The sequence below is a fragment of the Trabulsiella odontotermitis genome, from assembly GCF_030053895.1.
GTDB lineage: Bacteria > Pseudomonadota > Gammaproteobacteria > Enterobacterales > Enterobacteriaceae > Trabulsiella > Trabulsiella odontotermitis_C.
The window spans coordinates 4,593,093-4,605,786 of record NZ_CP125781.1 but is presented as its reverse complement, the minus strand read 5'-3'; the positions used below and the strand labels follow the sequence as shown (position 1 = coordinate 4,605,786).

Annotated in this window: 10 protein-coding genes and 2 rRNA genes; 8 read left to right on the top strand and 4 right to left on the bottom strand. The window is 51.2% G+C overall.

Translation table 11 applies throughout. The features are described from left to right. Positions 1-100: 100 nt before the first annotated feature. Together QMG90_RS21855 and rrf are read left to right on the top strand one after the other, a co-directional pair. Positions 101-3,013: ribosomal RNA gene (locus QMG90_RS21855) — 23S ribosomal RNA — on the top strand. A gap of 189 nt (positions 3,014-3,202) precedes the next feature. Next, positions 3,203-3,318, top strand: a 5S ribosomal RNA gene (gene rrf / locus QMG90_RS21850). A 65-nt stretch (positions 3,319-3,383) separates the two neighbouring features. Here the strand turns inward: rrf and mobB are convergent. Further along, positions 3,384-3,893 (bottom strand): molybdopterin-guanine dinucleotide biosynthesis protein MobB, encoded by a 510-nt coding sequence (gene mobB / locus QMG90_RS21845; RefSeq protein WP_283281934.1) that lies wholly within the window; start codon positions 3,891-3,893, stop codon positions 3,384-3,386. Next, positions 3,890-4,468 (bottom strand): molybdenum cofactor guanylyltransferase MobA, encoded by a 579-nt coding sequence (mobA, locus tag QMG90_RS21840; protein WP_283284023.1) that lies wholly within the window; start codon positions 4,466-4,468, stop codon positions 3,890-3,892. The genes mobB and mobA overlap by 4 nt, the downstream gene beginning before the upstream one ends. 78 nt (positions 4,469-4,546) lie before the next feature. Here mobA and QMG90_RS21835 point away from each other — a divergent pair, with 78 nt between their 5' ends. From QMG90_RS21835 to dsbA, 3 genes are all read left to right on the top strand, one after another. Continuing rightward, complete coding sequence (locus QMG90_RS21835; RefSeq protein WP_038161419.1) at positions 4,547-4,816, top strand: YihD family protein; 270 nt, start codon at positions 4,547-4,549, stop codon at positions 4,814-4,816. 74 nt (positions 4,817-4,890) lie between these two features. Further along, positions 4,891-5,877: a serine/threonine protein kinase gene (locus tag QMG90_RS21830; RefSeq protein ID WP_283281911.1), complete on the top strand. Its 987-nt coding sequence runs from the start codon at positions 4,891-4,893 to the stop codon at positions 5,875-5,877. Positions 5,878-5,904: 27 nt separating this feature from the next. Beyond that, complete coding sequence (gene dsbA, locus QMG90_RS21825) at positions 5,905-6,528, top strand: thiol:disulfide interchange protein DsbA (RefSeq protein WP_283281909.1); 624 nt, start codon at positions 5,905-5,907, stop codon at positions 6,526-6,528. Between the two features lie 12 nt (positions 6,529-6,540). Here the strand turns inward: dsbA and yihG are convergent, their stop codons facing one another. After that, positions 6,541-7,449: a 1-acylglycerol-3-phosphate O-acyltransferase, YihG family gene (yihG, locus tag QMG90_RS21820; RefSeq protein ID WP_283281907.1), complete on the bottom strand. Its 909-nt coding sequence runs from the start codon at positions 7,447-7,449 to the stop codon at positions 6,541-6,543. A gap of 395 nt (positions 7,450-7,844) precedes the next feature. Between yihG and polA the strand changes: the two genes are divergently transcribed. Beyond that, positions 7,845-10,631 carry a DNA polymerase I gene (polA, locus tag QMG90_RS21815; protein ID WP_283281905.1) on the top strand — a complete coding sequence of 929 codons (2,787 nt, stop codon included), beginning with the start codon at positions 7,845-7,847 and terminating at the stop codon, positions 10,629-10,631. Between the two features lie 165 nt (positions 10,632-10,796). Further along, a complete protein-coding gene (spfP, locus tag QMG90_RS22610; protein WP_071892919.1) occupies positions 10,797-10,844 on the top strand; it encodes a small protein SpfP in 48 nt (15 codons plus the stop codon). Between the two features lie 82 nt (positions 10,845-10,926). Here the strand turns inward: spfP and yihA are convergent, their stop codons facing one another. Next, positions 10,927-11,553 (bottom strand): ribosome biogenesis GTP-binding protein YihA/YsxC, encoded by a 627-nt coding sequence (yihA, locus tag QMG90_RS21810; protein ID WP_283281903.1) that lies wholly within the window; start codon positions 11,551-11,553, stop codon positions 10,927-10,929. A 581-nt stretch (positions 11,554-12,134) separates the two neighbouring features. Here yihA and yihI point away from each other — a divergent pair. Then, complete coding sequence (gene yihI / locus QMG90_RS21805; RefSeq protein ID WP_283281901.1) at positions 12,135-12,653, top strand: Der GTPase-activating protein YihI; 519 nt, start codon at positions 12,135-12,137, stop codon at positions 12,651-12,653. Positions 12,654-12,694 lie beyond the last annotated feature (41 nt).

Below are 12,694 nucleotides of genomic sequence, written 5' to 3'. Positions count from 1 at the left end.
GCGCAGTGGACTTAATGTCCATGAGCATCGCGAGTACGGAACAACACAGTATTCACGACGCGCAACAAGCCGGACAGAACAAGACATCTTCGGGTTGTGAGGTTAAGCGACTAAGCGTACACGGTGGATGCCCTGGCAGTCAGAGGCGATGAAGGACGTGCTAATCTGCGAAAAGCGCCGGTAAGGTGATATGAACCGTTATAACCGGCGATGTCCGAATGGGGAAACCCGGTGCACTTCGGTGCATCATCGTAACATGAATACATAGTGTTGCGAGGCGAACCGGGGGAACTGAAACATCTAAGTACCCCGAGGAAAAGAAATCAACCGAGATTCCCCCAGTAGCGGCGAGCGAACGGGGAGGAGCCCAGAGTCTGAATCAGCATGTGTGTCAGTGGAAGCGTCTGGAAAGTCGCGCGATACAGGGTGAAAGCCCCGTACACAAAAACACACAGGCTGTGAACTCGATGAGTAGGGCGGGACACGTGGTATCCTGTCTGAATATGGGGGGACCATCCTCCAAGGCTAAATACTCCTGACTGACCGATAGTGAACCAGTACCGTGAGGGAAAGGCGAAAAGAACCCCGGCGAGGGGAGTGAAACAGAACCTGAAACCGTGTACGTACAAGCAGTGGGAGCACCCTTTGGGGTGTGACTGCGTACCTTTTGTATAATGGGTCAGCGACTTATATTCTGTAGCAAGGTTAACCGAATAGGGGAGCCGAAGGGAAACCGAGTCTTAATTGGGCGTTAAGTTGCAGGGTATAGACCCGAAACCCGGTGATCTAGCCATGGGCAGGTTGAAGGTTGGGTAACACTAACTGGAGGACCGAACCGACTAATGTTGAAAAATTAGCGGATGACCTGACCTGTGGCTGGGGGTGAAAGGCCAATCAAACCGGGAGATAGCTGGTTCTCCCCGAAAGCTATTTAGGTAGCGCCTCGTGAATTCATCTCCGGGGGTAGAGCACTGTTTCGGCCAGGGGGTCATCCCGACTTACCAACCCGATGCAAACTGCGAATACCGGAGAATGTTATCACGGGAGACACACGGCGGGTGCTAACGTCCGTCGTGAAGAGGGAAACAACCCAGACCGCCAGCTAAGGTCCCAAAGTCATGGTTAAGTGGGAAACGATGTGGGAAGGCCCAGACAGCCAGGATGTTGGCTTAGAAGCAGCCATCATTTAAAGAAAGCGTAATAGCTCACTGGTCGAGTCGGCCTGCGCGGAAGATGTAACGGGGCTAAACCATGCACCGAAGCTGCGGCAGCGACACTAAGTGTTGTTGGGTAGGGGAGCGTTCTGTAAGCCGTTGAAGGTGGTCTGTGAGGGCTGCTGGAGGTATCAGAAGTGCGAATGCTGACATAAGTAACGATAAAGCGGGTGAAAAGCCCGCTCGCCGGAAGACCAAGGGTTCCTGTCCAACGTTAATCGGGGCAGGGTGAGTCGACCCCTAAGGCGAGGCCGAAAGGCGTAGTCGATGGGAAACAGGTTAATATTCCTGTACTTGGTGTTACTGCGAAGGGGGGACGGAGAAGGCTGTGTCATCCGGGCGACGGTTGTCCCGGTTTAAGCGTGCAGGTGTGTGCTCCAGGCAAATCCGGAGTGCTTTAACACTGAGGCGTGATGACGAGGCACTACGGTGCTGAAGTGACAGATGCCCTGCTTCCAGGAAAAGCCTCTAAGCTCCAGGTAACACGAAATCGTACCCCAAACCGACACAGGTGGTCAGGTAGAGAATACCAAGGCGCTTGAGAGAACTCGGGTGAAGGAACTAGGCAAAATGGTGCCGTAACTTCGGGAGAAGGCACGCTGGTGCGTAGGTGAAGTCCCTTGCGGATGGAGCTGAGACCAGTCGAAGATACCAGCTGGCTGCAACTGTTTATTAAAAACACAGCACTGTGCAAACACGAAAGTGGACGTATACGGTGTGACGCCTGCCCGGTGCCGGAAGGTTAATTGATGGGGTCAGCCGTAAGGCGAAGCTCCTGATCGAAGCCCCGGTAAACGGCGGCCGTAACTATAACGGTCCTAAGGTAGCGAAATTCCTTGTCGGGTAAGTTCCGACCTGCACGAATGGCGTAATGATGGCCAGGCTGTCTCCACCCGAGACTCAGTGAAATTGAACTCGCTGTGAAGATGCAGTGTACCCGCGGCAAGACGGAAAGACCCCGTGAACCTTTACTATAGCTTGACACTGAACACTGGTCCTTGATGTGTAGGATAGGTGGGAGGCTTTGAAGTGTGGACGCCAGTCTGCATGGAGCCGCCCTTGAAATACCACCCTTTAATGGCTGGTGTTCTAACGTGGGCCCGTAAACCGGGTTGCGGACAGTGTCTGGTGGGTAGTTTGACTGGGGCGGTCTCCTCCTAAGAGAGTAACGGAGGAGCACGAAGGTTGGCTAATCCTGGTCGGACATCAGGAGGTTAGTGCAATGGCATAAGCCAGCTTGACTGCGAGCGTGACGGCGCGAGCAGGTGCGAAAGCAGGTCATAGTGATCCGGTGGTTCTGAATGGAAGGGCCATCGCTCAACGGATAAAAGGTACTCCGGGGATAACAGGCTGATACCGCCCAAGAGTTCATATCGACGGCGGTGTTTGGCACCTCGATGTCGGCTCATCACATCCTGGGGCTGAAGTAGGTCCCAAGGGTATGGCTGTTCGCCATTTAAAGTGGTACGCGAGCTGGGTTTAGAACGTCGTGAGACAGTTCGGTCCCTATCTGCCGTGGGCGCTGGAGAATTGAGGGGGGCTGCTCCTAGTACGAGAGGACCGGAGTGGACGCATCACTGGTGTTCGGGTTGTCATGCCAATGGCACTGCCCGGTAGCTAAATGCGGAAGAGATAAGTGCTGAAAGCATCTAAGCACGAAACTTGCCCCGAGATGAGTTCTCCCTGAGACATTAAGTCTCCTGAAGGAACGTTGAAGACGACGACGTTGATAGGCCGGGTGTGTAAGCGCAGCGATGCGTTGAGCTAACCGGTACTAATGAACCGTGAGGCTTAACCTTACAACGCCGAAGATGTTTTGGCGTGAGAGACAGATTTTCAGCATTGATTCAGAGTAGGCAATAGTTTGCGCAGCGGCAAGGCGGCAAGCGAAGGAAAGGAAGGAGCATACAGAAGTATGTGACTGAGTTTACGAGCGCAGCCAACGCAGCGGATGCGATAAATTATTGCGTACTGAGCACAAGAATTTGCCTGGCGGCTTTAGCGCGGTGGTCCCACCTGACCCCATGCCGAACTCAGAAGTGAAACGCCGTAGCGCCGATGGTAGTGTGGGGCTTCCCCATGTGAGAGTAGGACACTGCCAGGCATTAATTACGTGAAGAGGCCATCCGGAAGGATGGCCTTTTTGCGTTTTTGTCCGTTAAAAATCCTTCAGCGTTGTTGCTCTAACCATTCCAGAATGAACGCAGCAATCTCATCAATGCTGTTTAAATCCAGAACCGGTACCTGAAGCGCCAGAGGAATATCGCTGGCGACGGCAATCACATGCTCATCCAGTACTAATTCTTTCGCATCGTGTCCGCCACCTTCTCTGAAAAGCACTATTTTAGCCACTGCTTCGTGCTTAAATCCTTCAACGAGTACCAGATCCAGCGTTGAGGCATCCATTCTGCTGACGAGCCAGGTAAGATCCAGCTCTGGTTCTTCCGGTGTTTCGGTCATAAGCGCCCAGCGCTGTGCGCTGGCCACAATCGTTTGTGCGGCGCCTGCCTTGCGTAATTCATAACTGTCTTTACCAGGCTTATCGACATCCATATCGTGATGCGTATGTTTTATCAGCCCGGGACGCACACCGGCTGCACACAATACAGGAATAAGTTTTTTGAGTAGTGTGGTTTTCCCTGTTCCGCTCCAGGCTGCAACCGCTAGTAAGGGGATCATGTCTGCTCCTGCCAGCGGACCAGATCTTCCGGGGTATTCACGTTCACAAACGCTGCTTTGACGTGACTGAAATCCACGCTATGCCCACCGGTTTCACGCATGAAAACCATTACTCTGCGCTCACCTCGCGCCAGATAAGCTTCCAGATTCGGAATAACACGGCGATGCATTAATGCGATGGCAGGATGATCGCGTTCACCATCGTGAACCCATACAACAGGCGCATCATGTCGTTTATCCTGCAGACTTACAAACAATGTCTGAGGAATATAAGGAGTATCGCAAGGGCAAAAAAGGAACCATTCAGTACCGCTGCATTGTTGCATTACCGAAAGCATACCCGCTAGCGGTCCGGGGTAATCCACCAGACTGTCCTGAATAACCGGAAGACCGCTTTCCTGATAGGTTTCCAGATTACGGTTAGCGCTAATGACCACGGACGAGACCTGCGGTGCCAGCGTATCCGCGACATGCTTCCAAAGTGGTTTGCCGTTCAGCATCAACAATCCTTTATCCTGACCACCCATGCGCGACGCTTTTCCGCCTGCCAGTACCACCCCGGTCACCGGTCCCAATGCATTCACCAGTATCGCCTCTTTTATTGTGGGATTGACCCTGTTACCGTGTCTCTCTCAAGAGTAAGGAGCACGACCATGAAATGTAAACGTCTGAACGAAGTTATTGAACTCCTCCAGCCAGCCTGGCAAAAAGAGCCGGAACTGAATCTTATGCAATTTTTGCAGAAACTGGCAAAGGAGTCAGGTTATGACGGTGAACTGGCTGATTTATCCGATGATATTCTGATCTATCACCTGAAAATGCGCGACTCCAGCAAAGATGCCGTCATTCCCGGTATTCAAAAAGATTACGAAGAAGATTTCAAAACGGCGCTGTTACGCGCCCGCGGCGTTATTAAAGAGTAAAACCTTGTAAGCAGAGCCACCGAAATTGCTGTGAAATGATATCCTGAATTATTCGTATTGTTTTCGGAATCAGGATGAACGACAAGGCTTTTACATTCCAGACACTTCACCCGGATACCATCATGGATGCGCTGTTTGAACAGGGGATTCGGGTGGATTCCGGTCTCACACCTTTGAACAGTTATGAGAACCGTGTCTATCAATTCCAGGATGAAGATCGCCACCGCTACGTGGTGAAGTTTTATCGTCCTGAACGCTGGTCCGCAGAGCAAATCCTTGAAGAGCATCAGTTTGCGCTGGAGTTGCAGCAGGATGATGTTCCTGTTGCCGCACCGCTCATCTTTAACCATCAAAGCCTGCTGACGCATGAGGGCTTTTATTACGCCATATTTCCCAGCCTCGGTGGACGCCAGTTTGAATCGGATAATCTCGACCAAATGGAATGGGTAGGACGTTATCTTGGCCGGATACATCAAACGGGGCGTAAAAAACGCTTCGCGGCCCGGCCGGATATTGGTGTTAAGGAGTATCTGATTGAGCCACGCCAGATTTTCGAAACTGCGCTCCTTATTCCTCGCGGCTTAAAAGCCGCCTTTCTTGCTGCAACCGATTCGCTCATTGATGCCGTCATGGCGCAGTGGCATGGTCGGTTTACTACCCTGCGTTTACATGGCGATTGCCATGCGGGAAATATTCTCTGGCACGATGGCCCATTATTTGTGGATCTCGACGATGCCCGCAACGGTCCGGCTGTACAGGATTTATGGATGCTGCTAAACGGTGACAGAGCCGAACAGCGCATGCAACTGGAAATGATTATTGAAGCGTATGAAGAATTTAACGCGTTCAATACCGATGAGATCGCCCTCATCGAACCTTTACGTGCCATGCGTATGGTTTACTATCTGGCATGGTTGATCAGACGCTGGGACGATCCTGCATTTTCCAGAAATTTTCCGTGGTTAACCGGGGAAGATTACTGGCGTAAGCAGACTGCAACTTTTATCGAGCAGGTGAAGGTTCTGCAAGAACCCCCTCTTCAATTAACGCCAATGTATTAATTTGATATTTCAGGAGAGAATGACATCATGAATAAAATTTGGCTGGCGCTGGCCGGTATGATTCTGGCATTTAGCGCATCCGCAGCGCAGATCACCGACGGTAAACAATACACTACCCTCGATAAACCGGTTGCAGGAGAGCCTCAGGTACTCGAGTTCTTCTCCTTTTATTGCCCGCACTGCTACCAGTTTGAGGAAGTGCTCCACGTTTCCGATACCGTGAAGAAAAAGCTGCCGGAAGGCACCAAAATGACCAAATATCACGTCGAATTCCTCGGACCGTTGGGTAAAGAGATGACCCAGGCATGGGCTGTCGCGATGGCGCTGGGCGTAGAAGATAAAATCACCGCACCGATGTTTGAAGCTGTGCAGAAAACTCAGATTGTGCAAAGTGCCGCAGATATCCGTAAAGTCTTCATTGATGCTGGCGTGAAAGGCGAAGAATATGACGCAGCGTGGAACAGCTTTGTGGTGAAATCTCTGGTTGCTCAGCAGGAAAAAGCAGCGGCGGATTTCCAGCTGCAGGGCGTTCCGGCGATGTTCGTCAACGGTAAATATCAGCTGAATCCGCAGGGCATGGATACCAGCAGCATGGATATTTTCGTTCAGCAGTATGCCGACACAGCGAAACAGCTGGTTGAGAAGAAATAAAAAAAACGCCGGTCATTGACCGGCGTTTTTACAGGTAGATTTAATTGCTTCTATCTGAATATCTTTTTCGTTCCACAAGGTATTCAGCCACAGCTGGAAACGGCGCTTAAAGTTCTTATCGTTAACGTAGTCACCGTGCAAATCTCCGGCCACGGGCTCCATATTGATGCGCACAACGATCCGCGTTAACCGACCGGAAATCATATCGAAGAATGGCGTTTTATCATTTTCCGGGTAGCACAGCGTGACGTTTAACAGCTTATCGAATTGCGAGCCCAGTACATTTAACGCCATGGCAATGCCCGCCGCTTTGGGTGGTAACAGGTTATTATATGGCGAGCGCGTCTGGTGTTTTTTCTCTTCCGTAAAGCGGGAGCCTTCCACAAAATTCACAATCGTTGTGGGATGCGCGCGAAATTTCTCACACGAACGGCGCGTGGTTTCAACATCTTTCCCACGACGTTCCGGATGACGAATCAGATAGCTTCTGGAATACCGACGCATAAAAGGCATATCCAGCGCCCAACACGCGAGACCGATAAAAGGCACCCACGCCAGCTGCTGTTTCAGGAAGTATTTATTCATCGGAATATGCTTGCGAAACAACACGCACAGGACCACGATATCAGCCCAGCTGTGATGGTTACAAATCAGTAGATACCAGTTTTTTTTATTCAGCCCTTCAAGCCCTTCGATATCCCATTTTAGCCACGGATTGAGGTGCAATAGCATCGCCAGACCTTCACACCAGCAGTACATCATGAAGTTGCAAAAAGCGGAGATCGAACGCCAGACGGCGGGAATGGGCAAAAGAAGTTTAATCATCCCGGCAAGGATGATTGGCACGGAACACAGCACTGTGACCAGAATAGTAAGAATAACGCTAAACAGGAGCGTTACAGAAGCGAGTAATCTCGACATAGTTCATTATTTCAGATAGTTAGCCACATAACGTGCACAGAGTACCGGCACAAGGGGCTGATTTTATCAGAAAATGCACACTATGATGGGGCTTCGCGGGCGAGAAAAATAAATATTACTTATATCCACATGGAACAAATTGTCATCGTTTTGTTTTATAGCGGGTTGATCATATTGTAATTTATTGAAATATTTGACTTAATTTAATCCCTCGTGACGTTGTGACTATGGTTTTATTAGTCATCACAAATCTATACACAAACTTATCCACAGGCGAGTTTTGCGAGCGATCTTCTGGATCTGCAAAACTTCTCAACAATTACGGCGAAAAATTCATGTTTTCAGTCTGTCTGTGGCATCCTTTACCCCTATTCTGAAAAACAGGCATGGAAATTATGGTTCAGATCCCTCAAAACCCACTCATTCTTGTTGATGGCTCTTCCTACCTCTACCGGGCGTATCATGCGTTTCCTCCGCTGACGAACAGTGCAGGCGAACCCACCGGAGCGATGTATGGTGTGCTGAACATGTTGCGCAGCCTGATCATGCAATATCAACCAACCCATGCGGCAGTGGTCTTTGATGCGAAGGGAAAAACCTTCCGTGACGAACTGTTTGAACATTACAAATCACATCGCCCGCCAATGCCGGACGATCTGCGTGCGCAGATCGAACCGCTGCATGCAATGGTAAAAGCGATGGGATTACCGCTGATGGCGGTCTCCGGTGTAGAAGCGGATGACGTTATCGGCACTCTGGCGCGCGAAGCCGAAAAAATTGGCCGCCCGGTGCTGATCAGCACCGGCGATAAAGACATGGCCCAGCTGGTCACGCCTGGTATCACGCTTATCAATACCATGACCAACACTATCCTTGGCCCTGAAGAGGTGGTAACGAAGTATGGCGTGCCGCCGGAGCTGATTATTGATTTCCTCGCGCTGATGGGGGATTCCTCAGATAACATCCCTGGCGTGCCGGGCGTTGGCGAAAAAACAGCACAGGCGTTGCTGCAGGGCTTAGGCGGTCTGGATACGCTGTTTGCTGAGCCGGAAAAAATCGCCGGGCTGACCTTCCGTGGCGCGAAAACTATGGCGGCGAAGTTGCAACAGAATGAAGAGATGGCCCGACTCTCTTACCAGTTGGCCACCATCAAGACAGATGTTGAACTGGAGCTGACCTGTGAACAGCTGGAAGTCCAGCAGCCGATCGCCGATGAGTTGCTGAGCCTGTTCAGGAAATATGAATTCAAACGCTGGACGGCAGACGTCGAAGCGGGTAAGTGGTTGCAGGCCAAAGGCGCCAGACCTGCGACAAAACCACAGGAAACGCTGGTGATCGAGGCTGAGCCTGAAGCGCCTGCCTCCACGCTGTCAGCCGAACATTATGTCACTATCCTTGATGAAGAGACGCTCAAAAGCTGGATCGAAAAACTGAAGGAAGCGCCGCTCTTTGCTTTCGATACCGAAACAGACAGTCTGGATAACGTCAGCGCCAATATGGTCGGGCTCTCGTTTGCGACGGAACCTGGTGTTGCCGCGTATGTGCCGGTCGCCCATGATTATCTCGACGCGCCAGCGCAGATCCCACGCGATCGGGTACTGGAATTATTAAAACCGCTTCTGGAAGACGAAAAGAGCCTGAAAGTGGGGCAGAACCTGAAATACGACCGGGGGATCCTGCAGAATTACGGCATTGAACTGCGCGGTATTGCGTTTGACACAATGCTGGAATCGTACACGCTGGACAGCGTTGCGGGGCGTCATGACATGGACAGCCTCTCCGATCGCTGGCTGAAACATAAAACCATCACCTTTGAAGAGATTGCCGGTAAGGGCAAAAATCAGCTCACTTTTAATCAGATTGCGCTTGAAGAGGCGGGTCGCTATGCAGCGGAAGACGCAGACGTCACCCTGCAACTGCACCTGAAAATGTGGCCGAAACTACAGCTGGACAAAGGGCCGCTGAATGTCTTCCGGAACATTGAAATGCCTCTGGTGCCGGTGCTTTCGCGCGTTGAGCGTAACGGGGTAAAAATCGACCCTGTGGTGCTGCACAAGCATTCCGAAGAGATAGCCAAACGGCTGGTCGAACTGGAGCAAAAGGCACACGACATCGCCGGAGAGCCGTTTAACCTCTCTTCTACCAAGCAGTTGCAGACTATCCTGTTTGAAAAACAGGGCATCAAGCCGCTGAAGAAAACGCCTGGTGGCGCGCCGTCGACGTCGGAAGAGGTGCTGGAAGAGCTGGCGCTGGATTACCCGCTGCCGAAAGTGATTCTGGAATATCGCGGCCTGGCGAAGCTGAAATCGACCTATACCGATAAGCTGCCGTTAATGATCAGTCCGAAAACCAGCCGTGTGCATACCTCCTATCATCAGGCGGTGACAGCGACCGGGCGTTTATCTTCCACCGATCCGAACCTGCAAAACATCCCTGTGCGTAATGATGAAGGGCGCCGCATCCGTCAGGCATTTATTGCCCCGGACGACTACCTGATTGTTTCCGCCGACTACTCGCAGATTGAGTTGCGCATCATGGCGCACCTCTCTCGCGACAAGGGTTTGCTGAAAGCATTTGCCGAGGGTAAAGACATTCACCGCGCCACGGCGGCGGAAGTGTTTGGTTTGCCGCTGGAGAGTGTCAGCAGCGAACAGCGTCGCAGTGCGAAGGCGATCAACTTTGGGCTGATCTACGGCATGAGCGCGTTTGGCTTGTCCCGTCAGCTCAATATCCCGCGCAAAGAGTCGCAGAAGTATATGGATCTCTACTTCGAGCGTTACCCTGGCGTACTGGAATATATGGAGCGCACTCGTGCACAGGCGAAAGAGATGGGCTACGTTGAAACCCTGGAAGGGCGTCGCCTCTATCTGCCGGACATCAAATCCAGCAACGCGGCGCGTCGCGCCGGTGCGGAACGCGCTGCGATTAACGCGCCAATGCAGGGAACCGCCGCAGACATCATTAAGCGTGCGATGATTGCCGTGGACGCCTGGCTGCAAAAAGAGCAGCCGCGCGTGCGTATGATCATGCAGGTACACGATGAACTGGTGTTCGAAGTGCATAAAGATGAGCTTGAGGCGGTATCGAAGAAAATTCACGAGCTGATGGAAAACAGTACGACGTTGGATGTTCCGCTGCTGGTGGAAGTGGGCAGTGGAGCGAACTGGGATCAGGCTCACTAAAAAGACTATCCTGAGCGCGATTTTTTGTAACTTAGCAACATAACTTATCGCTTTTTGTGATGGTTATTAGAATTTGCTATGTAAACAATGAAAAAAAACTACAAAAAGTGCTTTGTTACGCGCACAAAAAAGAGTAGAGTTATTCGCGTAGGGTACAGAGGTAAGATGTTCTATCTTTCAGACCTTTTACTTCACGTAATCGGATTTGGCTGAATATTTAGCCGCCCCAGTCACTTGTGACTGGGGCGTTTTTTATTGTGCCAAAGAAAAAGCGCGGACAGTGCCGCGCTTAGTATTATTCTTCAGCCACCTCTTCCGGTGGAATGTCGCTAAACCAGCTATCCAGTTTCTGGCGAAGCTTATCCACGCCCTGTTTTTTCAGGGAGGAGAACGCTTCCACCTGCACGTCACCGTTAAAGGCGATCACCGCTTCGCGAACCATATTGAGTTGTGACTTACGCGCACCGCTGGCCAGCTTGTCGGCTTTCGTCAGCAGAACCAGTACCGGAATGTTGCTGTCTACCGCCCACTCAATCATCTGCTGATCGAGATCTTTCAGTGGATGACGGATGTCCATCAACACCACCAGACCTTTCAGGCACAGGCGTTTTTCCAGATATTCACCCAGCGCGCGTTGCCATTTCCGCTTCATCTCTTCCGGGACCTGGGCATAACCATAGCCCGGCAGGTCAACCAGACGCTTACCTTCTGCCGTTTCGAACAGGTTGATCAACTGCGTACGGCCTGGCGTTTTTGAGGTGCGCGCCAGGTTTTTCTGATTGGTCAGCGTATTCAGGGCGCTGGATTTACCCGCGTTGGAGCGGCCTGCAAACGCCACTTCGATCCCGGTATCTTCGGGTAAGTGGCGAATATCTGGCGCGCTGGTGACAAAACGCGTCAGTTGATAATTGTAATTTGCCAAAACGGTCGTCTCCGTTAATTCATGTTATGGCGGGGATTATACCTGAACCGGGGGAAAACGCTGTTTTTCCCTTGATGAGGGTGTCGGAAAGTGCCCGCGTCACTGTAAGATTATTGCCCGTGTACCTATAGGAAATCTAAGAAAACCCTTAGGGGAGTAAATCTCATTAATGATAAAAATCAATGGCTTAATTATGAGATAAAATCCGAAAAAACGGATTTGGCTATTTTTTGACTTGTTAGTTTCCCTGAACACGGTAAAGTAGCTTTCAACGGAGAGGACGCCGTTGGATAACAGACTCAGGACGAGGGTCAGGAGCGCCAGGAGGCGAAGACGAAAGGATTGTCAGGAAGACAAAACGTCCGGAGACGTTAGTGTAAGGAAAAGGAACAAAAACACGGAACGTTCACGCTAAGGGAAAGACAGGGTTCGTCGTTAGCGGACATGGAATGTAAAACCCGTATGGGTTGTGAGTCAAGAAAAAGGCGGCAGATTACTCTGTCGCCTTTTTTCTTTGTGCGGATTCTGCTAGATTCCGCCTCAATTCTATACTGAAAAAAACAGCGTAAAGACCCACAATCATGAAAAAACCGACATCCGCACCGCGCGGTAAAGCACCGGCAAAAAACCGCCGTAAAACGCGCGAAGATCTGAATCAGGAAGCCCGCGACCGTAAACGCGAGAAAAAACATCGTGGTCACACGCCGGGCAGCCGTGCGAGTGGCGGAGCAGATGCTTCATCGTCGAAAAAACAACAGCAGCAAAAAGATCCACGAATTGGCAGCAAAAAACCTATCGCGCTGGGCGTTACCGACGCGCCAGTGACCAAAAAGCAGCACAAACCACAGAGCGAGAAACCTATGCTTTCACCGCAGGCTGAGCTGGATATGCTGGAAACTGATGAGCGCCTGGATGCGCTGCTGGAACGTCTGGAAGAGGGTGAAACCCTGAATGCTGAAGAGCAGTCCTGGGTGGATGCCAAACTGGATCGTATTGATGAGCTGATGCAGCAACTGGGTCTGTCCTACGATGACGACGAGGAAGAGGACGAAGACGACGGCAAAGAAGATATGATGCGCTTGTTGAAAGGCGGAAACTAACATTTGCATCCCGTCGGTTTTATTGTCCTGCTTATAACCCT